Source organism: Actinoplanes sp. CA-252034, from assembly GCF_050956125.1.
Lineage (GTDB): Bacteria > Actinomycetota > Actinomycetes > Mycobacteriales > Micromonosporaceae > Actinoplanes.
In genome coordinates this window covers 7,606,762-7,628,628 of sequence record NZ_CP191846.1, presented here as the reverse complement: position 1 = coordinate 7,628,628, position 21,867 = coordinate 7,606,762, and the positions used below count along the sequence as shown (strand labels likewise).

Genomic DNA, 21,867 nt, shown 5'->3' with positions numbered 1-21,867 from the left:
GGGTACGGTCGGCGCATGCCCGAGTTGATCGCGCCGACCGCCGCCCTGCACGCCTCCTGGATCGAGTCCCGTGACGAGTGGGGCCGTGGCGTCCACCAGGACGGCGCGGGTCTGCGCGAGGTCGACGAGGTCGACACGCCGGAGGGCTTCGCGGCCTGGGTGGACCGGCTGAACGCCGCCGCGAAACAGGCCCCGGAGGACTGGGTGGCCTGCTCGTTCCGCTGGATCGTCGAGGGCGACCGCTATCTGGGCGCGATCGCCCTGCGCCACGAGCTCAACGACTTCCTGCTGGAGGCGGGCGGCCACATCGGTTACGGGGTGCGCCCGTCGGCCCGCGGCAACGGTCTGGCGAGCTGGGCTCTGGCCCGCATCCTGCCGGAGGCCCGCGCGCTGCGCCTGGACCGGGTGCTGGTGACCTGCAACGTCGACAATGCCGCCTCGGCCCGCACGATCGAGCGCAACGGCGGCGTCCTGGAGGACGTCCGGGACACCGGGATCGGCACCGTCCGGCGTTACTGGATCACGCTGTAGCCAGCGGGCCGGCCGGCAGCGCGGCGACGGTGTCGCGCAGTTCGCCGAGCAGCGCGGCGACCAGCGGGTCGGTGCGCCGGCGGCGGGCGGTGGCCGCCCCGACGTAGCGGCACGGGCCGGGGCCGGTCAGCCGGGCCGCACTGAGCCCGGACGCGTCGGTGGTGAGCGCCACCTCGGGGATCATCGCGATGCCCACACCGGCCCGGACCAGCGACTGCGCGAACTGGTAGTCGGTGCCCCGGCACGCGGTGACCACCTCGTAGCCGGCCATCGCCGCGTAGTGCTCGAGCATCTCGCCGACCGCCATGCAGCCGTGCACCCAGCGCTCGCCGGCGAGCTGGGCGACGGTCAGCTCGGTGTGGCCGGCGTACCGGTGGCCGGCCGGCATCACGATCCACATCGGGTCGTCGAGCAGCGGCGTGAAGTCGAGACCGGCCGGGATCTGCGGCGGGCCGTCGAAGTGGTAGACGAGCGCCAGCTCGGCGGCGCCGGAGCGGACCAGGGCCAGGCTCTCCTCGGGCTCGCTCTCGATGACGGTCAGCTCGACGTCGGTCCGGACCCGGGTGAACCTGGTCAGGGCGTGCGGCAGGATGCGCTGGCCGCCGCTGGTGAAGGTCGCCACGGTGAGCCGCTCGGCGCCGACGGTGGCCAGCCGGGCGATCTCCCGCTCGGCGGTGAGCAGCTCGGCGGCGATGGCGGCGGCGGTCTCGGTGAGCACCCGGCCGGCGTCGGTCAGCTCGACGCCGCGGGTGCTGCGCCGGACGACCGGGGTGCCGACGGTCCGCTCGAGAGCGCTGATCTGCTGGGACACGGCGGACGGGGTGAGTCGCAGCTCAGCGGCGGCGCGGTTGAAGCTGCCCTGCCGGGCGACCTCGGTGAGGACCTGGAGGCGACGCGGATCGATCATCAGTTTTCCTTAACACGGCATCAGTAAGTAACCGCTTCCGCTTACTACCGTACGGGACCAGGCTGAGGGGGTGAATCGTCTCGCCTGGTCGTTGTTCGTGCTCTGCTCCGTGCTCTGGGGCCTCCCGTACTTCCTCATCAAGATCGCCATCGAGGACCTGTCGCCGGTGCTCGTGGTGGCCGGTCGTACCGCCATCGCCGCCGCCGTGCTGATCCCGTTCGCCCTGTTCCGCGGGACGCTCGGGGCGCTGCGCGGCCGGGGCCGGACGATCGCCCTGCTCGCCGCGGTGCACATCATCGGCCCGTTCCTGTTGATCACCTACGGCGAGCAGCACATCACCTCGTCGCTGACCGGCATCCTGATCGCGGTCGAGCCGGTGCTCATCGCGCTGCTGCTGGCCCGTACCGAGCCGCTGACGCCGGGCCGGATCGTCGGCCTGCTGCTGGGCTTCGCCGGCGTGGTGGTGCTGGTCGGCGTCGACCTCTCCGGCGACCGGTACGGCCTGCTCGGCGCGGCCATGGTGCTGGCCGCGGCGGTCAGCTACGCGGTCGCCACGATCCTGGTCCAGCGCCGGGCCGCCGATCTGCCGCCGGAGACGCTGACCGTCGGCACCACCGTGACCACCACGATCGTGCTGGCACCGGTCGCCCTGGCGAGCCTGCCGACCGAGCCGGTGAGCGCGCGCTCGTGGGGCGCCCTCGCGGTTCTCGGGGTGCTGTGCACGGCGGTCGCGCTGCTCGCCTTCTACCGCCTGATCGCGCTGGCCGGGCCCAACCGGGCCGGTCTGATCACCTACGTCAACCCGGTGATCGCGGTCCTGTTGGGCGTGGCGCTGCTCGACGAGCCGATCGGGACCGGCACGATCGCCGGCTTCGCCCTCGTGGTGGCGGGCTGCTGGTTCTGCACGCGGCCGGCCGCGCGGCGCGCCGAGGAGCGGGTGCTGGAGCCGTCACGGTGATCACGTGGCTGGGAGGATTGCCAGTCAACTCACAGGACGGCGACAGCTCACTCCCCTTGGCTGCACAGACTTTTTGCGAAATCTTTGCCAAGTCATCAAGATCGAAGGGATGACCTGGAGAGGAGCGAAATGACAGCGCTGGGGCAATCAGACCGCCCGATCTTCGTAGTCGGCTGTCCCCGGTCCGGTACGACGATGCTGCAGCTGATGTTGCACGCCCATCCCCGGATAGCGCTGCCTCCGGAGACCCGGTTCCTGCTGGCCGCCTACCAGAAGCGGGCCGGGTTCGGCGATCTGGCGAACCCGACGCAGCGGCACGAGCTGGCCCGGTACATCGTCGAGTCGTCACAGTTCGAGGACCTCGGGCTGGACCGCGACGAGGTGACCGAGGCGATCTTGGCCGGCCCGCCGACGCTCGGCTCGGCCTTCGGCATCGTCTTCCGGATGTATTCCCAGCGGTTCGGCAAACCCCGCTGGGGCGACAAGCGGCCGCTCTACCTGCGGCACCTGCCGACCATCCTGCGCCTGTTCCCGGACGCGCAGATCATCAACATCATGCGGGACGGACGGGACTGCGTGGCGTCGCTCAAGGAGACGCCGTGGAAGCCGTCCGAGTTCGACACCCTCGTCGACTACTGGGTGCAGTCGGCCGACGCGTCGTTGCTGGCCGCCCGGCGCTACCCGAAGGACGTCTACCACCAGGTCCGCTACGAGGACCTGGTGGCCGACCCGGAGCCGCATCTGCGGAGGATGTGCGAGTTCCTCGGCGAGGAGTACGACCCGGCGATGAGCGCGCCCAACAAACTGGCGTCGGTGGCCGTCCCGGAGTACAAGACGTGGCACACGCTCACCCATCAGGCGCCCACCACCGAGCGGATCGAGAGCTGGCGTACCCGGCTCAGCGAGGACGAGCTGCGCCGCTGCGAGGCCGCCTTCGGTGACCGGCTGGCGAAGTTCGGCTACCAGCCGTCGGCGCCGGTCGCCCGCAGCGCCCGGATGCGCTCGAACGCCAAGCTGATCGCCCGCCACCGGCTCGGCCCGGCCAGGCAGGCCGCCCGCAACCTGTGGACCCAGATCCGCTCGTCCGAGACGGCCGAACCGCCGGTCGCCGCCCTGCTCACCTCGGGGCAGGTGAAGGGCGTCAGCTGACCAGCCGGCGCTCCCACGCCCAGGCGGCGATCTCCACCCGGTTTCGGGTGCCGAGCTTGGAGTGGATGCTGCCGAGGTGCGTCTTCACCGTGCCGACGGAGATGAACAGCTCACCGGCGATCTCCGCGTTGGTCTGGCCACGGGCGGTCAGGCGGACCACCTCCAGCTCGCGGGGGGACAGGCCGCCGTCACCGCCCGTGGGCGCCGGCGCGGACAGGTGCTGCAGCAGCCGGACCGTGATCGACGGGCTGATCAGCGCGTCACCGGAGGCGGCCGCCCGGACCGCCTCCACCAGCAGAGCCGGGCCGGAGTCCTTGAGCAGGAAGCCGGCGGCGCCACCGAGCAGCGCCTGATGCACGTACTCGTCGAGGTCGAAGGTGGTCACCACGACCACCTTCACCGGGTCGGTCACGTCCGGTCCGGCGAGCAGCCGCAGCGCCTGCAGGCCGTCCATCCGCGGCATCCGGATGTCCATCAGCGCCACGTCCGGCTTCAGCCGGCGGGCCTCGGCCACGGCGTCGACCCCGTCGGCGGCCTCCCCGACCACCTCCATGTCCGGCTGGGCGCCGATGATCATGCCGAAGCCGGTGCGGACCATCGCCTGGTCGTCGGCGATCAGAACCCGGATCACGAATTGCTCCATTCCAGCGGCAGCACCGCGTCGACGATCCAACCGCCGCCGACGCCCGGGCCCGCCGTGATCCGGCCACCCACGGCGCGGACCCGTTCGGCGAGGCCGACGAGACCGTACCCCGGCCGTTCGCGCACGGTGGGCGTGCGGGCGGCGGGTCCGTCGTTTCTCACCCGGACCATCAACTGCAAGGGGGTACGGGTGACCGACACGTCCACCGACGACGCCTCCGGAGCGTGCTGCCGGATGTTGGTGAGGGCCTCCATCACCACCCGGTAGGCCGACGTCGACACCTCCACGGGCAGCCCGGCCAGCTCCCCGTCCACCTGCAGCCGCGCCGACGGGCCGCCGGCCGCGTCGAACTGCCCGACCAGCGTCTCGAGGTCGGACACCCCCGACACCGGGGCGAGCGGCGCGTCCGGCCTGGAGTCCGGGTCGCGCAGCACGCCGACCATCCGCCGCATCGACGCCATCGTCTCCGCCCCGGCCTGCTCGATCTGCTCCAGCGCCAGCAGCACCCGCTGTGGGTCCTGCTCGGCGATGAACCGGGCCCCCTGCGCCTGCACCACGATCCCGGTCACGTGGTGGGCGATGAAGTCGTGCAGGTCACGGGCGAACTCGGTGCGCTGCTCGGCCCGGATCGCGTCGACCGCCCGCTGCCGGTTGCCCTCCAGAGTGCGCAGGTAGATGCCGACGCCGATGGCGGCCGCTCCGGCCAGCGCCTGGATCAGGCCGAAGGTGATGACGATGCTCTCCGACCCGGCCCGCAACGGCAGTGTGCCGACCGCCAGCAGCACCACCGCCACCGCCGGGAGGGCCCAGTCCGAGCGGCCCCGGCGCGTCACCACCATCAGGACCCCGAGCAGCGCCGACGACTCGGCCAGGCCCCACAGCGAGTTGTACTCCGTACCCCCGTAGACGAACAGAGCCGTGGTCAGCAGCAGCGAGTGCAGGCCCAGCAGGAGCGCGGCCTTCGGCAGGCGGGTCGAGCCCTGCCGGTGCGCCGGCAGCCAGACCGCCGCCGCGGCGACCGCGGCGCCCACCCGCCACAGCGTCACCTCGACGCTGTGCGATGCCAGGCCGCCCCGGAGATCGAGGACGCCGAGCAGGGCCAGCGCTCCGAGAGCGGCGAGCTGACCCATCCGGAGCAGGGCGAGATTAATCATCGTGACCCAGCGTAGGCGGGCGGATGAGGGCCATCATCGGCCGAAAGTAAGACCCGGCTCCCCGACAGCGGGCGGATGTGGCCGAACCGATCGATCGGCCAATATCTCTCACGTCCGATTCTTCGACGAGCTTGGAGCTCACATGCAGAGGCAGTCCTCACCCGTGACGGACCGCGACGGCCTGGCGGCGGTCGCGGCCGTCGACCTGGTGAAGGTGTACGGCTCCGGCGACACCGCGGTCCGTGCGCTCGACGGCGTCACCGTGGGCTTCGACCGCGGCCGGTTCACCGCGATCATGGGCCCGTCCGGGTCCGGCAAGTCCACCCTCATGCACTGCCTCGCCGGGTTGGACACCGCCACCTCCGGTCAGGTGCTGCTCGGCGGCACCGACCTGACCACGCAGCCGGACAAGGTGCTCACCAAGGCCAGGCGCGAACGGATCGGCTTCGTCTTCCAGTCGTTCAACCTGCTGCCGCAGCTCACCGCGGCCGCCAACATCACCCTCCCGCTCGACCTGGCCGGGCGCAAGGTCGACACCGAGTTCCACGACCGGCTGATCGGCACGCTCGGGCTGGCCGGGCGACTCGGTCACCGGCCCGCCGAGCTCTCCGGCGGCCAGCAGCAGCGCGTCGCCCTGGCCCGTGCGCTGGTCTCCCGGCCCGAGGTCGTCTTCGCCGACGAGCCGACCGGCAACCTCGACTCCCGCTCCGGCGCCGAGGTGCTCACCCTGCTCCGGGACTCGGCCCACACGCTGGGCCAGACGATCGTCATGGTCACCCACGACCCGGGCGCGGCGGCGTACGCCGACCGGGTCGTCATGCTCGCCGACGGCCGCCTGGCCGGAGAGATCCACGACCCGGACATCGCCGCCGTCACCGACGCCCTGCAGAGCCTGGCGGCCGGCCGGTGAACCCGGTCCTGCGCACCCAGCTCGCCGGGGTCGGCAGACGCCCGGCCCGCCTGCTGCTCACCGGCCTGGCCGTGCTCGTCGCCTCGTTCGTCGTCTACGCCACCGTCCTGGCCCAGCAGATCACCGAGCGCAGCGTCCTCAACGGGCTCAGCGGCACCCCGGAGGCCGTCGACCTCGTCGTCCAGAACGGCGAGATCAAGAAGGCGGACCTCGACGCGATCAGTGCGACGCCCGGCGTCGCCGAGGCGGTGGCCCGTACCTCCATCGGGGTCCGGCTGCCCGCCGGTGACCTGGTCGTCGCCACCGACCCGGGCTCCGGGCCGCTGAGCACGGTCACCGTCACCGAGGGCCGCTACCCGACCGCGGCCGGCGAGATCGCGGTCACCCCGCGCACCGTCGAGCGGATGGCGCTGACCGTCGGCTCGAAACACACCGTCTCTCCCGGCGGCGACGCCAAACCGGTCACCCTCACCGTGGTCGGGGTGGTGCAGCCGCGCGACGACATCGGATTCCTGGCCTACGGGCTACTGCCGACCGCCGGTGTCGCCGGCTACGACTGGGTCGAGCGCGTCGACATCCGCCTCGACTCCGGCGCCGACGCGACGGCCGTACAGGAGAGGATCGCCTCCCGGCTCAAGGGCGAGAGCCCACCGTCGGTCGCCACCGGTGCCGACACCCGCCTGGCCGAGGCCCGTGAGGCCGCCGCGCAGGTCGACCAGGTCTTCATCGTGGTCAAGGTGTTCGTCGCGGTCGCCGTGCTCGCGGCCGGCCTGATCGCCGCCTCCACGTTCCGGATCGTCTTCGCCCAGCGGATGCGGCAGCTCGCCCTGCTCCGCGCGGTGGGCGCCGGCCGGGGTGCGCTGACCCGGGCGCTCGCCGCCGAGGGCGCGCTCACCGGCCTGGTCGTCGGCGTCACCGGGGTGCTCGCCGCCCTCGCCGTCGGCCATCTGATCCCCCGGCGCTGTCCGCGTTCGGCTTCGAGGTGGCGGGCCCCGGGTTCCCGATGGCGCAGGCCGCCGGAACCGTCGGGCTGGCCGTGCTGATCACCGTCGTCGCCGTACTCGCCCCGGCGCTGTCCGCCGCCCGGGTCGCCCCGCTGGAGGCGCTGCGGTCGGCCTCGACCACCGGCGCCAAGCAGGGCGTCGGCCGGCTGCGGGCGATCACCGGCGTGCTGCTGGTGCTGGCCGCCGCCGCGGTCGCCGTCGTGGTGTGGCGGGGCCTGCCGCAGACCCCCGACGACGAGGTCGACGCGCAGAGCCTGCTGCTCGGCATCGTCGCGTCCGGCGGGCTGGCGTTCGTCGCGCTGATCGCCCTCGGCCCGGTCCTGGTCCGCCCGGTCCTGGCGCTCGCCGGATGGCCGCTGCGGCGGCTCGGTCCGGTCGGCCGGCTCGCCGTCGGCGGGGTCGGCGGCAGCGCCCGGCGTGCCGCGGCAGTCTCGGTGGTGGTCGCGCTCGGCGTCACCCTGCTCACCGGCGTGCTGGTCGGCGGCGACTCGATCCGGATCCTCGCCGAACGCGAGACGATCGCGGCCGCGCCCGCCGACTTCGAGCTCAAGGGCAACACCGGAACCACCCTGAAGGACGGCGTCGCCGACCGGGCGAAGCAGAGCACCGAGCTGACCCGGGTCACCCCGTACCGGTGGGCGGGCGGGATCACCATCGGCGACTTCCGGGACGCCGGGGCCACCGACCTGTCGATGTCCGCGCTGCCCCGCCTGGCCGGTCTCGACACGGCCTCCGGCGACGTCACCGACCTCGCCCCCGGCAAGGCGATCATCGCCGGATACCTCGCCGACATCGCCGGGGTCACCACCGGCGGCCAGATCACCCTCAAACGCGAGGGCAAGGAGGTACGCCTCACCGTCGCGGCCGTCCTCGGCGGGCAGACCCCGTTGCACACCGAGGCCCTGCTCGACCCGTCGGATCTGACGAAGCTGGGCGTCCCGGCCGCGCCGACGGGGGTCCTCGCCGACGCCGCCGGCTCCGGGGAGGAGGGCCGCACCGCCGGCCTGCAGGCGCTCCGGGCGGCCGCCTCCGCCCAGCCCGACATCAGCGTGGAGGTCCTGGCCGACCAGCGCGACGAGATCAACAGTGCGCTGGCGACCCTGATGGTGATCGCGCTGGCACTGATCGGGCTCACCGTCCTGATCGCGGTCGTCGGTGTCGGCGCCACCACCGCGCTGTCGGTCGTCGAACGGGTCCGCGAGTCCGGCCTGCTCCGTGCGGTCGGGATGTCGCGTGGCGGACTGCAGGCCATGCTCACCACCGAGTCCGCCCTGTACGGGGTGATCGGCGCCCTGCTCGGGCTGGCGCTCGGGGTGCCGTACGCCTGGCTCGCCATCTCGGCCCTCGCCAACGACGCGCCGCTCACCTTCCCGGTGTGGCAGCTCGTCGTGGTCTTCCTCGTGCTGGTCGCGCTGACCGCGCTGGCCGGGGTGATGCCCGCCCGCCGGGCGGCCCGGGTGAGCCCGGTGACCGCCCTCGGCACCGACTGACGGCCCGTCCGCCGCACGGCCCGCCGACCCGTCCACGGTCGGCGGGCCGCCCGTGCCGCGATGGCCGATGCGGGACGGGACGGGGCCGGACCGTCCGGTAGGTTCACCGCCACAAGTGAGTCTTTCTCGGTACGGGGGCCACGGGAATGCGGCGCAAACTGGCGATGGGGATCGGCACGGCGACCGCCGTGCTGGCGGCGGGTGGCGGCGTCGCCGTCCTGGTCTGGCCGGCTGGGACGGAACCGGCCGGGGCCGCGCCGGTGGTCACACCGACCGAGCTGCCGCCCGACCCGGCAGCCCGGCCGCCACGGATCAGGACCGCGCTGGCCGCAGTGGACCTGACGAGGCCGAACAGCGCGACCCAGCACGACACCCGGCGGTTCAGCCTGCTCGGCGTGAGCTGGTCGGACCCGGCCGCCGAGCCGGACGGCACGATCGAGGTCCGTACCCGTGCCGTGGCGACCGGCAGGTGGTCCGGCTGGCAGACGCTGGAGAAGGCGGACACCGGCCCGGACGCCGCCGAGGCGGCCGTCTCCGGCCGCAGGGGCGCGACCGAGCCGCTCTGGGCCGGCGCATCCGACGGGGTGGCCGTCCGGATCGGCGGCAAGGCCGGTCTCACGAAAGGCCTGCGGCTGGACCTGATCGACCCGGGCACGGAGAGCGGCGGCCGGGGTGGCGGCGAGCCGTCGCCCGGCGTCCCGGCCGACCCGTCGCCCACGCCGGCCGAGACCGCGGCAGCGCCCGAGGACACCCCGATCGAGGGCGACGGGCCGGTCGACGAGACCGTCGAGGAGCCCGTCGAGGCGCCGGCGGCCGTCGAGGAGACGGCCCCGCCCGCGGTGGAGGCCGATCCGGACGCCGGCGTCGACTCGGTGGGCCGGGAGGCCGCCCCGGCCGCCGCGGCGGCGAGCGAGCCGACCGCCGCCCCGACCTCGACGGCGCCGGTCAAGGCGCAGTTCCCCACCTACTACACGCGGACCGCCTGGAGCGCCGACGAGACGATCGTCGGCGGCGTCACCGACGCCGGGCAGGTCAAGGCGGTGTGGGTGCACCACACCGGCACCTCGAACAACTACGACTGTGCCGACTCGGCGGCGATCGTCCGCGCGATCCAGATCAACGACGTCAAGGTCAAGGGTCTGTCCGACCTCGGCTACAACTACATGGTCGACAGGTGTGGGCGGCTCTTCGAGGGGCGCCGGGGCGGTGTGGAGAACGCCATCGTCCCGGCCGCCACGGTCGGCTTCAACACCGGGTTCGCCGCGATCGCGGTGATCGGCAACTACGAGACCGCCGCGTCGTCCGCCGCGATCGAGACGGTCCTCGCGCAGGTCGGCGCCGCCCGTCTCGGCAAGTACGGCTTCAACCCGGCCGCCCAGGGCACGTTCACCGCCGGGGTGGCCAACGACAAGCTGGCCAAGGGCGCCACGATCACGATTCCCCGGCTGTCCGGCCACCGTGACGCCGACGCCACCGCCTGCCCCGGCGCCAACCTGTACGCCCGGCTCGCCGACATCCGCGCCCGGTCGCAGCAGATGGTGACCGGCCTGACGCTGGGCTCGGTGACCGGCACGTACTCCGGCGGCGCCTGGTATGTGAAGTCGTCGGCGACGCTGACCTGGAGCACCGCGACCGCGGCGGCCGACATCGCCCGGTTCGAGGTGCTCGTCGACGGCACGGTGGTGAGCACCCTCGGCGGTGACGTCCACACCGCGACGGTGGCGATCCCGGCCGGCCGGCACGGCGTCACGGTCCGGGCCGTGCACGTCTCGGGCAGCACCGCCCGGGTCGGCGGCACCGTCCACGGCGACACCACGGCGCCCACCTTCCGTGGTGCGCTGCCGCTCGACCTGACCACCGGCACCTACAGTGCGACGTCGGCACCGGTGCGGCTCGGCCTGACCGGCGCCGACAACCTGAAGCTCGCCGGATACACGGTGAGCGGCCCGCGGGCGGCGACGCTGGGCCCGGTCGCGAGCTGGGCCACCACCGTCAAGCCCGGCACGGTGACGTGGCGGGTGACCGCACGGGACACGGCCGGCAACACCCGGGCCACGTCGATGTCGCGCGGCGTGGTGCTGTCCGCCGAGACCGCCGCCAAGAAGTCCGGCACGTGGACCAGGCGGACCGGCAAGTCCTACCTGGGCGGCAAGGCGCTCGCGGCGACGAGGAAGAACGCGAAGCTGACCTACACCTTCACCGGGCGGTCCGCGGCGCTGCTGTTCTCCCGCGGCTCCAAAACCGGCAAGGCGTACGTCTACCTCGACGGCAGGAAGGTCGCCACGATCGACACCCGATCCGGCGCCACCCGGTACCGCCAGGCGCTGTGGGTGTCGTCGACCTCGGTCAAGAAGCACACCGTCATGATCGTGGTGGCGGGGACGGCCGGGCGGACCACCGTGGTGTCGGACGGGCTGGCGTACATCCGCTGAGGTCTCCCCGTCAGCGGCGTGCGGCGCTGCGCCGTTCGGGCCCGTCCCAGTCCGCCGGCGGCAGCGTGAACCAGAAGGTCGCCCCCCGGCCCTCCCCGCTCTCCGCCCAGATCTCGCCGCCGTGCCGCTCGACCGCCCGGTGCACGGTCGTCAGCCCGATCCCGGTGCCGGGGAAGTCGCGGGCGTCGTGCAGCCGGGCGAACGGCCGGAACAGTTGGCCCGCCTGCTCGGGCGGGAACCCGGCACCGTTGTCACGCACGTAGAACCGCCCGTCGTCGGCGCCGACCTCGACGACGGGATCGTCGACTCTGCGGGTGAACTTCACCGCGTTGTTGATCAGGTTCTCCAGGATCACCCGGACCAGGCCCTCGTCGGCGTCGGCGGTCATCTCCTCGCGTACCGCGAAGGTGACCTGCCGCTCGGGGTCGCGGGCCGCGACCTCGCCGATCACCTGGCGGGCCGTCGCCGTCATGTCGAAATGCTCCCGCCGCAGCTCCCCGCGGCTGGCCCGGGCCAGGATCAGCAGCGATTCGACGAGGTCGGCCATCCGCATCGCGGCCGCGTGCATCCGGGTCAGCCGGTAGCGGGTCTTCTCGCCGAGCGGCTCCTCCTCCTCCTCCAGCATGTGCTCGGCGAAACTGCTGATCACCTGGAGCGGGCCCCGCAGATCGTGCGACACCGAGCCGGAGAACGCCTCCAGCTCCCGGTTGCGCCACTCCAGCTCCTCGACCAGCGCCGCCCGGGTCTCGGCGAGCTGCCGTGCCGACCGTTCCTCGGCGGCGTCCAGCTCACGGCGCATCAGCTCCTCACGGATGCGGCGGGCCTCGTCGTGCGACTGCTTGCGGCGGATCTGCGCGCGCACGTGCACCCGCAGCCCCTCCGGCCCGTCGGTGTCCCGCACGTAGTCGTCGGCGCCGGCCGCCAGGCAGTCCAGCATGGACTCCTCGGCGCCGGTCATCACCAGGGGCAGCTCGCCGATCTGCGGCATGTCCCGCAGCCGGCGGCAGTCGTCGCGGGCCCGGTCGACGTCGCCGTCGAGTCCGATCACGATGCAGTCGACCGGCTGGGCGGCCAGCAGGTCGAGGGCGTCGTCGATGCCGGCGGCGTGCACCACGTCGTAGCCGTCGGCGCGCAGCACCTCGGCCCACCGGTCCAGCTCGGCGCGGTCCGGCCCGACGGTGAGCACCTTGCCCGGCCCGTGCAGGCCACCGAGCGCCTCGATCGGCAGCTGCTCGGCGCTCTGCCGCAGCACCGCCGCCAGCTTCGCCAGCACCACGGCCAGGTCCTGCTGCTTGCGCACGAACGCGTCGGCGCCCGCGTCGAGCATCTGCATCTCGGTGGCGTAGTCGTCGGCGGCGGTCATCAGCAGGCACGGGGTGTCGCGCAGCGCCGGGTCGAGACGGATCCGGCGGATCACGGTGACGCCGTCGATGCCCGGCATCACCCCGTCGACGATCACCGCGCTCGGGCGGCGGTCGGCTGCCATCCGCAGGCCCTCCTCACCGCCGGCCGCGGTCAGGACCGCGTAACCCTCCGGTTCGAGCAGGTCCCGCAGACGCTCCCGGAACGTCATGCTGTCGTCGATCACCAGGACGGTGGTGCGGTCGGCGGTCCGGTCCGGCGTCTCCCCGAGCAATTGGCGGGTACGGGCCACGACGTACCCCGCGTCGTAGGGTTTGCCCACGTACTCGTCGGCGCCGATCCGCAGCCCGGCCAGCCGGTCGGTGACCTCGCTCTCGCTGGACAGCAGCATCGTCACCACCCCGTCGCGTCCGGGCGTGCGCCGCAGCTCGGTGAGCAGCTCCAGGCCGTCGGCGTCGGGCAGCAGCACGTCGAGCACCGCCGCCTGGAAGCTGGCCCCGGTGAACGCGGTCCGTGCCTCCTCCCCGGTGGCGCACAGGATCGTCGTGAACCCGTCGTCGGAGAACGCCTCGTGCAGATCCATCCGTACGGTCAGGCTGTCGTCGACGATCAGCACGGTCGGTGTCATCGACGTACCGCCGTGGCCAGCTCACCCAGCCGGACGGCGATCCGGCCCGGCGGCAGCACGTGCACGGCCGCCCCGAGCAGCGCAGCCTCCCGCGGCATGCCGTAGACGGTGCAGCTGTGCTCGTCCTGGGCGAACGTGACGGCGCCCCGGTTGCGCATCTGCAGCAGCCCGCTCGCGCCGTCCCGGCCCATCCCGGTGAGCAGGCAGCCGGCCGCGTTCGGGCCGTACTCCCCGGCCACCGACTCGAACAGCACGTCCACCGACGGCCGGCACGAGTGCCGGGGCGGCCCGGCGCTGAGCCGCAGCAGCCCGTCCCGGACGAACAGATGCCGGTCCGGTGGTGCGAGCAGGACCTGCCCCGCCCCGCGGCTGACCGGGGCGCCGTCGCGGGCGTAGCGCACGTCCCGGCCGGTCTGCCCGGCCAGCCAGTCGGAGAACGCCACCGCGAACTGCTCGCTGGCCGCGATGTGCTGCACCACCAGCACCGGGGTCGGGAAGCTCGGCGGCAGCACGCGGATCAGCTCGGTGAGAGCGGCCGGCCCGCCGGTGGAGGCGCCCACCGCCACCACGGCCAGCCCGCCGGGCGGCGGCACCGGCACCGTCGTCGGGGCGGGCGGCGGCGGCGGGCTGCTCCGCCGGCCGAGCCGGGCCCGGGGATGGGTGATCACCCGGATCCGGGCGACCAGCCGCAGCGACGTCCGCAGCCGCGCCGCCCAATCGGCGTCCGAGTCGTCGCCGCGCGGCTTCTCCATCACGTCCACCGCACCGGCGGCGAGCGCGTTGTACGTGCTGAACAGCTCCTCCCGGTCGGCCGACGACACCACCAGGATCGGGGTGGGGTGCTCGGCCATGATCTGCTCGGTGGCGGCCAGCCCGCTGATCCCGGGCAGCATCATGTCCATCGTGATCACGTCCGGTCGCAGCCGGGCGACCATCTGCACCGCCCGTTCCCCGTCCGCGGCCTCGCCGACGATCTCCAGCTGCGGATCCGCCTGCAGCGCCTCCCGCAGGTGGTGCCGCATGGTCGCGGAGTCCTCGACGATCAGCACTCGTGTCACGATCGAACCACCAGACGCCGGATGTGAGCGAGCAACTGCTCTTGGTCGAACTCGCCCTTCACCACGTAGGCGCCGGCCCCGGCCGCACGACCACGCTCCCGGTCGGCGGCGCTGGCCCGCGAGCTGACCAGGATCGCCGGGACGGACGCGAGCCCCGGATCGGCGCGGGTCCGCTCGACGAAGGTGAACCCGTCGATGCCGGGCATGTCGATGTCGGTGAGGAACAGGCCGTACCGGCGGGACCGGGCCTTCTCCAGCCCCTCCTCGCCCGAGGCGGCCAGATCGACCTCGTAACCGGCCGACTCCAGGATGCTGCGCTCCAGCATCCGGGTGGTCAGCGAGTCGTCGACCACCAGGATCGGCAGCGGGTCGGCCTGGCCGGCGGCCACCGGCCGGGACTCCTGATGACTGCGCAGCACCTCCTCGGCCAGCCCGGCCGGATCCAGCACGAGCCGCGGGTTGCCGTCGGCGTCGACGGCGACGCTGCCGATCACCGGCGAGGCCGGGGCGAGGTCCGGCAGGGGGCGGGCGACCAGGGCGGAGGTGCCCGCGAGCCGGTCCACGCCGATGGCGAAGACCCCGGCCGGGCCGTTCACCACGACGGCGGCGCCGATGCCGGGGAGTCGGGGACGGTCGATCCGGTGTAGAGCGCCTCGGCCAGCGGCAGGAAGGGGGCGGCCGTGTCCTCGTGGACCAGCCGTCCGCCGGCGACGGCGGCGAGAGCCTCGTCCGCGCCGAGCCGCACACACGCCCGGACCGAGTCCAGCGGCAGCGTGGCCACGGTGCCGCCGGCCTCGACGATCAGGCCGGTCATCGCCAGCAGGGCCAGCGGGATGACCAGCTCCACCGTGGCGCCCCGGCCCGGCCGGTTGCGTACCGTCACCTCGCCCTGCAACTGGGCGGCGACCTCGCGTACCGCGTCCATGCCGATGCCGCGCCCGGACACCTCGGTGACCGACGGCGACGTGCTGATGCCACCCTGCAGGACCAGGCGGAGCAGGTCGTCGCCGTCCGGCGGCGGACCGCCGGGCGGCAGCAGTCCACGATCCTCGGCGGTACGCCGCAACGCGTCCAGGTCGAAGCCCCGCCCGTCGTCGACGCACCGGAACACCGCGAACCGCCCCCGCCGCTCGACCTCGACGGTGATCGTCCCCTCGGCCGGCTTCCCGGCCGCGAGCCGCACGTCCTCCGGCTCGATCCCGTGCACCACCGCGTTACGGACCACGTGCAGGAACGCGCCGCTGACCGGTCCGAGCAGGTGCGCGCCCATCCGGATCGCGGCGCCCCGGGCGCTGAACCGGACCCGCCTGCCCTCCGCGTCGGCGGCGTCCCGGACGGCCCGGTGCAGCGTGGTGAAGACCGAGCCGACCGGTACCAGCCGCAGCCCCTCGGCTTTGGCCCGGACGTCGTCGAGCTCCCGTTCGATCTGGTCGACGGCGTCGGTGAACCGGCGGCCGGCCGAGCCGAGCTCCGCCGCGAGCCGCACGGCCGCGGCCCGCGCCGACCCGCTCGCCGTACCCCGGTCCAGCCGCAGCTGATCGGCGAGGTCCGCGGCCGTCCGGTGCAGCCGCTCGACGGTGGCGCAGCCGGCCCGCAGCGGCGCCATCCGGGTGTTGGTCTCGCCGATCGCGTCGAGCAGGTCGTCGAGATCCTGGGTGGCGGCCCGGTGGGTGACGGGCTCGGGCGGCCCGGGCTCCGTCACGGCGGCCGGCATGGGCTCGGTCACGGCGGCCGTCGTGGGCTCGGGCGGGGGCGGGTTCTCCAGCCTCGCTACGAAGGAGTTGATCTCGTCGTTGAGGCGTAGCAGCTCGCGCATCTCCTCGGCGGCCAGCGGCCCGGGGTCGGCGCGGTGCGGGACCAGGACCTCCTCGAACGCGTGCGCCCGGTCGGCGATGTCCTTCTGCTTGACGACCCGGGCCGCGCCCTTGAGCGTGTGCGCGAAGCGGAGCAGCTTCGCCACCGGCTCCGGCCCGGCCCGCTGGTCCAGGTCGAGCACACCCGCGCTGATCTGGTCGACCAGCTCGCGCGCCTCGATCCGGAAGTATCGGAGGGGATCCTTGCCGTCGGCCATCAGTGGCGCCCGGTACCGACCATTTCCAGCAGGTCACTGGAGAGGGTGCTCAGATGGGCGGCGGTCTGCTTGGTCTGCACCGCGCTGGCCTCGGTCTCCCGCGACACCCGGGCGGTGTCCGAGGCGGCCACGTTGACCTGCTCGACGGCGGTGGTCTGCTGCTTGGTGGACAGCTCGATCTCCCGGGTGGCGTCGTTGGTGGTGGCGACCAGCTGCACGATCGCGCGGAACGAGTTGGTGGCGTCGTCGAACTTCCGGGCCCCGGCGTCGACCGCCTTCGCCCCGATCTCGGTGGCCATGACCGTGGTGTTGACCGCGCCCCGGACGTCCTCGATCAGCGCCCTGATCTCCTTGGCCGACGCGGCCGTACGGTCGGCGAGCTTGCGGATCTCCTCGGCCACCACCGCGAACCGCCGCCCCCACTCGCCGGCGCCGCTGGCCTCGATGGTGGCGTTGATGGCCAGGATGTTGGTCTGCTCGGCCAGCTCCGACACCAGATCCACGACCTGGCCGATGCGCTGGGACTTCTCGCCCAGCGCGAGCATGTGCTGGACGATCTGGTCGACCTGGGAGCGGATCGTGTCGATCGAGGCCCGGGTCTGGTCGATGGTGGCGTCGCCGGTCCGGGCCGCCGCCTCGGTCTCCTCGGCGATCTTCGACACCCGCTGGGCGGTGTCCGCGATCTGCCGGGAGGTGATCAGCAGCTCACTGATCGTCGTGGTGATCTCGCTCATCGCGCTGGCCTGGTCCCGACCGCCGCTGACCTGCTGCTCGGCGGCCGCCTCCAGCTGGGCCGAGGAGCTCTGGATGTGCCCGACCGCGGCGCCCACCTCCCGTTTCAGGTCACGGCTCAGCCGCAGCGCGACCAGGACGGCACTGATCGTGGTGAGCACGCCCAGGCCGATGACCAGCGCGATGGCCTGGGTGGCCCGGGTCGACGACGCCTGCCGGTCGGCGGCGACGTCGGTGCGGACCAGCTCGATGAGGTCGGCGAGCGCGCGCTGCAGGGCCTTGCGGATCGGGACGACCTTCTCGTCGTTCAGCCGGTCGATGGCGGGAATGTCGTCGGTCCGCAGCCGGGCGGCCATCAACTCGGTGGTGGCAGCCGCGTGCTGGTCGTCCAGGTCGGCGATCTCGGCGATCTTCGCCTTCGCCGCCGAGGCGGAGATACTGCGGTTCAGAGCGTCGAGCTGCCTGCGGAACGCCTCGTGACTGCTCTGGGTCAGTTGAGCGCTCTCGGTTGACTTGTTCAACAGGTACGCCCGGTAGTCCGCGATCCGCATCTCCATCATCCGGCTCAGGTTCTCCGCGCCGGTCAGGTCCTCGGTCGCCGACCGGATCGCGGCGTCCTTGGAGCTGACCACGAACGCCAGCCCGACCACCGACGTGACGATGGTCAGCAGCGTGAGCGTGACGGTGATGACGACACCGATCGCCAGCTTTCCGCCGTAGGTGCGCCCGGCCATCATCGGATCTCCTCGGGGACGGGCCGGTGTCCGGCCAGCTGATGTACGAGCTCCCGCACCGCCGGCACGTCCACGATCGGCCGGTTGCCGTCGGCCAGCCGCACCATGCCGTGCAGGCAGCCGCGCCGGTCCGCCCCGTCGATCACGTCGGCGGCCGGGACCCGTAGATGCCGCTCCAGCTCGTGGAAGGCCAGTGCCAGCGGTGGGGCGCCGGTGGTGAGCAGCAGCCATCGGGGCCGCTGCGGGATCGGATGGCCGAGCAGCGCGGCCAGGTCGTAGACGGGGACCACGGTGCCCGCGTACCCGGCCACCCCGAGCAGCGCCCGGACCGTGGTGGGCAGCGCGGTCACCGGGCGATCGGGATGTATGCCGGAGGACTGGTCCAGACGCACGGCGTACGGCCGGTCGCCCGCCCGTACCGCCAGAAGCTCGATGTTCTCGTCGTCGAAGACCCGGGCCGGCTCGGCGAACGACCGGTCGAAGTCGTCGCGCAGGCGCGCCACCCGCTCGGCCACGCTCACCCGGGTCATCGGCGGACCCCGCACGCGTCCAGCTCGGTGCGGCACAGCGTGGTCAGCGCGAGCCGCCCGAACCCGCCGCCGAAGTGCACGATCCGCTCGTCGGTCTCGCCGGGCAGCAGTTCGAGCGCGGCGCTCAGGTGGGCGGCGGCGCCCCGGTCGTCGCCGCGCCGCCGGGCGAGCAGGCCCATCCGCAGGCGCGGCATCGCGAACCGCGGATCCAGGTAGGCGGCGAGCCGGTACTGCCCGACCGCCCGGTCCGCGCAGTCCAGCTCGTGGCACACGCCGAGCAGGTGGTGCGTGTCGGCCTGCGGCCCACCGGCGTGCAGCAGCCGGTTCGCGGTGTCCCGGGCCTCGCCGACCCGGCCGAGCTGAGCCAGCAGGACACCGCGGGTGAGCGAGTCACCGGGCCCGGCGACGTCGAGGGCCTCGGCGAACCTGTCGTCGCGCATCAGCCCGAGCACCCGCCGCGGGTCGGCGCCGCCGGACGGCGTCGGAGGCGGAGACGGCGACGGCGACTCGGGCGCGGCCGCGACCGGGCGGGCCTGCGGGGCGGGCGCCGGCTCACGGGGCGCGACCGCCGACCGCCGCTGGTAGTAGACGGTCCCGTCGACGTGGCACACGTCCAGGCCGTCCGGGCGGCTGCCGAGCGAGTCGGTGTGCCCGAGGAAGAGGAACCCGCCCTCGGTGAGGGCCCCGGACATCCGGCGGACCAGCGAGGCGGCCACGTCCGCGGTCAGGTACATCAGCAGGTTGCGGCAGAAGACCACGTCGTAGCGGGCCGGGTGCCACAGCTGCGGGTCGTCGCCGGCCACGTTGTGCTCCACGAACCGGACCGTCGCCACCACCTCGTCGGCGACCCGGAAACCCTCCTCGGCGGGGCGGAACCAGCGCCGGCGTACGTCGTCCGGGGTGTCGCGCAGCGACCAGGACGAGTAGACGGCGTCACGGGCCCGGCGCAGCATCTCCCGGTTGGCGTCGACCCCGGTCACCGTCACGATCCAGTCCGGTCCCGGCCGGGCCCGGATCGCCGCGATGGCCAGCGAGTACGCCTCCTCCCCGGACGAGCAGCCGACCGACAGCAGCCGGAGCACCCGCTGCCCGGACCGCGCCTCGATCAGCTCCGGCAGCACCCGCTCGCGCAGCACCCGGAACTGCTCGGTGTGCCGGAAGAAGTAGGTCTCGGTGATGCTGAGCGCGCTCGCCAGCTCGGCGACCTCGGCGGTCCAGCGGCGCCCGGCCAGCCGGTCGAGGTACTCCCGGTCGGTGAGCCCGTGCGCGCGGGCGCGGGCGGCCAGCACCTCGGCGGTCTGCCCCAGGTCGTTGTCGGCGAACGTCCAGCCGAGGCGTCGCTGCAGCAGCTCCCGGAACCGGGTCAGCGACGCCGCGCCGATCATGACGGGACCCCCGGTGGCGTGCCACCGGCGGCCTCCCACACCTCGTCGGGCACGGCGGTGATGCTGTGCAGCAGCAACAGCGGCTCGGTCCCGATCGTGCCGACCGCCGCGATCAGGGCCTTGGAGACGCCGGTGAACAGCGCGGCCGGTCCCTCGGGCGGCGCCACCTCGACGTCCTGAACGCCGAGCACCGGGCCGGTGGCGCAGGCGACCGGGCCGCGGCCGGCGCGCACCGCGAGGTACCGGTCGACCGGCGCCTCCGTACCGGTCAGCAGCCGGGTCATGTCGATCACCGGGGCCGGCGCGCCGCGCAGGACGGTCAGTCCGCGCACATAGGGCGGGGTGCCGGCGAGCGCCCGGGTGGGCAGCGGGCGCATGGTCTCGATGACGTCGGCGAGCGGCAGCGCGCAGTGGAGCGGCCCGGCCCGGAAGACCAGCGCGACCACTCCGGCGGCAGGCGCCGGAGTCAGCACACCGCCCGGCAGCCCCCCCACGGCCTCAGGCTAGCCAGCGTTTCTCGAGCTCCGCTCGCTTTCAAAGCATTCCGGAGGTACGCCGTACGCCTCCCGCCGAGCCTGGCCCTTCCCGGCTCGACCGGGGTGGCCGGTCCCGGTGCGCGGCCGCCCTCCGCGAACCGGGACCAGCCTGCTCAGGGGGCGCCGTCGTGCCCGGTGAACCGCACCGGCAGGGGTGGCCCGCCCTGCTGCGGAGCGGTGTTCCCGGCCCACGGCACACCGTCGTGCCCGCCCGCACGTCCGGGCCGCCGCCCGGCCACCGGCATGTCCCGGACGATCCGCTCGGTGACCGGCTCCGGTCCGGCGTACCGGCGGGCCTGCTGCGGCGGGCGCGGCGTCCAGGGGACGGCGATCCGTTCGGTGACCGGCTCGGCCTCCACAGGCTGCCCGGCCTCCACAGGCTGCCCGGCCTCTACAGGCGGGGCGGGTGGCGCGGCACCGGCCTCGGGTGGCTGGTAGGCCGGCCACAGCCGGGGCGGGCGGGCCGCCGCCACGTCCTCCACCCAGCCGAACACCAGCACCGCCACCCCGGTGAGCAGGAACGTCATCGCCAGCGTGATCGGCTGCTCCCACCGGCCCAGCTCGTCATGGCCGGAGAGCTCCAGCACCGGCCAGATCGCGGCGATCGCGATGTTGTGCCACAGATAGATCGTGACGGCCCGCCCGTTCAGCAGGCTGACCAGGCGGTCCAGCGGACCGATCCGGGCGAGCCAGGTCATGTCCGGCTGCCACCGCAGCGCGATCAGAACGAACGCCAGCGACCAGAGCGCCTGCGACTCGGACACGTCGTTCAGGTCCCACAGCGCGTCGCCCTGGTGGCCGCTCTGCCAGTGGAGAGCGGCCGCGCCGAGCGCCACCGCCACCGCGATCACGGCACCGGGCCGGAGCCGGGCCAACCGGCCGTCACGGTGCGCGAACCCGGCGATCCAGCACGCGCCGTAGGTGACCAGGTCCCACATGGCGGCGTCGGCGACGTCCGGCAGGGTGAACCCGGTCCGGTCCAGCACGGCCAGCCCGGCGATCGGCACCGCCACCAGCACCCAGCCGAGCCGCTTCCACAGCGCGTACAGCAGGGGGGTGAGCAGCACGAACCAGAGGTAGGCGCGGATGTACCAGAGCGGCTCCCACACGTCGACCGCGGCGTCGCTGCCGGGCGGGTCGGCCAGCGGCAGGATCCAGAGCGCCAGACCCGCCGGACTGTACGGGTGCGCGCCGTCCTCCTCCAGGGCCCAGCCGGTGGTGAGCATGGCCGGGACGACGACCGCGCCGAGCAGCCACAGTGGAGGCAGCAGCCGGCGTAGCCGCGACATCACGACCGTGCCGGCCGGGCGCCGGTCCAGGGACGCGGCGGTCAGCGAGCCGGCCACCGCGAACATGACGCCCATCGCCGGCAGTGCCAGCGACAGCCAGGCCCATCCGAAGTGGTGGTAGACGACGACCCGGACGATCGCCGCGGCACGGAGCGTGTCCAGGTAGCGGTTGCGCACCGCGAAACCGTAGCGACGGCGAACCCGCGGCCGGGACCACCGGCCGGACGGCGAGATCGGACTGAGTGGATTACCCCGATAGGCGGAGTAGAGCCGGAATCCTGTGCGGCTGTGCGACTCATGTGATTCGTCCTCCGTTCCGTTTCCGCTGGCCGGGCCGTTGGTCATCTCTGGAGCGACCCGAAGC

The 21,867-nt window shown here is 73.5% G+C and carries 19 protein-coding genes; 7 read left to right on the top strand and 12 right to left on the bottom strand.

Annotated features, from left to right (window positions below; all coding sequences use genetic code 11):
- Window positions 1-15: 15 nt before the first annotated feature.
- Window positions 16-531 carry a GNAT family N-acetyltransferase gene (locus ACQPZW_RS34645; protein WP_433790228.1) on the top strand — a complete coding sequence of 172 codons (516 nt, stop codon included), beginning with the start codon at window positions 16-18 and terminating at the stop codon, window positions 529-531.
- On the opposite strand, the gene ACQPZW_RS34640 is transcribed toward ACQPZW_RS34645, so the two are convergent.
- The gene (locus tag ACQPZW_RS34640; RefSeq protein WP_433790227.1) at window positions 521-1,438 is read right to left on the bottom strand and encodes a LysR family transcriptional regulator; all 918 of its coding nucleotides are present in this window, start codon (window positions 1,436-1,438) and stop codon (window positions 521-523) included. The two genes, ACQPZW_RS34645 and ACQPZW_RS34640, sit on opposite strands and share 11 nt — an antisense overlap.
- A gap of 70 nt (window positions 1,439-1,508) precedes the next feature.
- Here ACQPZW_RS34640 and ACQPZW_RS34635 point away from each other — a divergent pair, with 70 nt between their 5' ends.
- Entirely contained in the window at window positions 1,509-2,396 is an 888-nt protein-coding gene (locus tag ACQPZW_RS34635; RefSeq protein ID WP_433790226.1) for a DMT family transporter, read from the top strand.
- A 195-nt stretch (window positions 2,397-2,591) separates the two neighbouring features.
- Window positions 2,592-3,545 (top strand): sulfotransferase family protein, encoded by a 954-nt coding sequence (locus tag ACQPZW_RS34630; RefSeq protein ID WP_433790225.1) that lies wholly within the window; start codon window positions 2,592-2,594, stop codon window positions 3,543-3,545.
- Here the strand turns inward: ACQPZW_RS34630 and ACQPZW_RS34625 are convergent.
- Window positions 3,538-4,176, bottom strand: a complete 639-nt coding sequence (locus ACQPZW_RS34625; protein ID WP_433790224.1) for a response regulator transcription factor — start codon at window positions 4,174-4,176, stop codon at window positions 3,538-3,540. The two genes, ACQPZW_RS34630 and ACQPZW_RS34625, sit on opposite strands and share 8 nt — an antisense overlap.
- Window positions 4,173-5,342 carry a sensor histidine kinase gene (locus ACQPZW_RS34620; protein ID WP_433790223.1) on the bottom strand — a complete coding sequence of 390 codons (1,170 nt, stop codon included), beginning with the start codon at window positions 5,340-5,342 and terminating at the stop codon, window positions 4,173-4,175. Before ACQPZW_RS34620 ends, ACQPZW_RS34625 begins: the two co-directional genes overlap by 4 nt.
- A 142-nt stretch (window positions 5,343-5,484) precedes the next feature.
- Between ACQPZW_RS34620 and ACQPZW_RS34615 the strand changes: the two genes are divergently transcribed.
- The 4 genes from ACQPZW_RS34615 to ACQPZW_RS34600 all read left to right on the top strand — a co-directional run bounded on the left by ACQPZW_RS34615 (window position 5,485) and on the right by ACQPZW_RS34600 (window position 11,178).
- On the top strand, window positions 5,485-6,252 hold the full coding sequence (locus ACQPZW_RS34615) for an ABC transporter ATP-binding protein (protein ID WP_433790222.1): 768 nt from the start codon (window positions 5,485-5,487) through the stop codon (window positions 6,250-6,252).
- Complete coding sequence (locus ACQPZW_RS34610; protein WP_433790221.1) at window positions 6,249-7,295, top strand: ABC transporter permease; 1,047 nt, start codon at window positions 6,249-6,251, stop codon at window positions 7,293-7,295. The genes ACQPZW_RS34615 and ACQPZW_RS34610 overlap by 4 nt, the downstream gene beginning before the upstream one ends.
- Window positions 7,256-8,746 carry an ABC transporter permease gene (locus ACQPZW_RS34605; RefSeq protein ID WP_433790220.1) on the top strand — a complete coding sequence of 497 codons (1,491 nt, stop codon included), beginning with the start codon at window positions 7,256-7,258 and terminating at the stop codon, window positions 8,744-8,746. The genes ACQPZW_RS34610 and ACQPZW_RS34605 overlap by 40 nt, the downstream gene beginning before the upstream one ends.
- Window positions 8,747-8,892: 146 nt before the next feature.
- Window positions 8,893-11,178 carry an N-acetylmuramoyl-L-alanine amidase gene (locus ACQPZW_RS34600; protein WP_433790219.1) on the top strand — a complete coding sequence of 762 codons (2,286 nt, stop codon included), beginning with the start codon at window positions 8,893-8,895 and terminating at the stop codon, window positions 11,176-11,178.
- 10 nt (window positions 11,179-11,188) lie between these two features.
- Here the strand turns inward: ACQPZW_RS34600 and ACQPZW_RS34595 are convergent, their stop codons facing one another.
- The 9 genes from ACQPZW_RS34595 to ACQPZW_RS34555 form a co-directional block, all read right to left on the bottom strand.
- On the bottom strand, window positions 11,189-13,168 hold the full coding sequence (locus ACQPZW_RS34595; RefSeq protein ID WP_433790218.1) for a response regulator: 1,980 nt from the start codon (window positions 13,166-13,168) through the stop codon (window positions 11,189-11,191).
- Entirely contained in the window at window positions 13,165-14,226 is a 1,062-nt protein-coding gene (cheB, locus tag ACQPZW_RS34590; RefSeq protein WP_433790217.1) for a chemotaxis-specific protein-glutamate methyltransferase CheB, read from the bottom strand. Before cheB ends, ACQPZW_RS34595 begins: the two co-directional genes overlap by 4 nt.
- Window positions 14,223-14,825 carry a response regulator gene (locus ACQPZW_RS34585; RefSeq protein WP_433790216.1) on the bottom strand — a complete coding sequence of 201 codons (603 nt, stop codon included), beginning with the start codon at window positions 14,823-14,825 and terminating at the stop codon, window positions 14,223-14,225. Before ACQPZW_RS34585 ends, cheB begins: the two co-directional genes overlap by 4 nt.
- Window positions 14,819-16,297: a chemotaxis protein CheA gene (locus ACQPZW_RS34580; RefSeq protein WP_433790215.1), complete on the bottom strand. Its 1,479-nt coding sequence runs from the start codon at window positions 16,295-16,297 to the stop codon at window positions 14,819-14,821. The genes ACQPZW_RS34585 and ACQPZW_RS34580 overlap by 7 nt, the downstream gene beginning before the upstream one ends.
- Window positions 16,297-17,766: a methyl-accepting chemotaxis protein gene (locus tag ACQPZW_RS34575; protein ID WP_433790214.1), complete on the bottom strand. Its 1,470-nt coding sequence runs from the start codon at window positions 17,764-17,766 to the stop codon at window positions 16,297-16,299. The genes ACQPZW_RS34580 and ACQPZW_RS34575 overlap by 1 nt, the downstream gene beginning before the upstream one ends.
- Window positions 17,763-18,293, bottom strand: coding sequence for a chemotaxis protein CheW (locus tag ACQPZW_RS34570; protein WP_433790213.1), 531 nt, complete (start codon window positions 18,291-18,293; stop codon window positions 17,763-17,765). Before ACQPZW_RS34570 ends, ACQPZW_RS34575 begins: the two co-directional genes overlap by 4 nt.
- Entirely contained in the window at window positions 18,290-19,678 is a 1,389-nt protein-coding gene (locus ACQPZW_RS34565; RefSeq protein ID WP_433790212.1) for a CheR family methyltransferase, read from the bottom strand. Before ACQPZW_RS34565 ends, ACQPZW_RS34570 begins: the two co-directional genes overlap by 4 nt.
- Complete coding sequence (locus ACQPZW_RS34560) at window positions 19,675-20,172, bottom strand: chemotaxis protein CheW (protein ID WP_433790211.1); 498 nt, start codon at window positions 20,170-20,172, stop codon at window positions 19,675-19,677. The genes ACQPZW_RS34565 and ACQPZW_RS34560 overlap by 4 nt, the downstream gene beginning before the upstream one ends.
- Window positions 20,173-20,327: 155 nt before the next feature.
- Window positions 20,328-21,680 carry an acyltransferase family protein gene (locus ACQPZW_RS34555; protein ID WP_433790210.1) on the bottom strand — a complete coding sequence of 451 codons (1,353 nt, stop codon included), beginning with the start codon at window positions 21,678-21,680 and terminating at the stop codon, window positions 20,328-20,330.
- Between the last annotated feature and the right edge of the window lie 187 nt (window positions 21,681-21,867).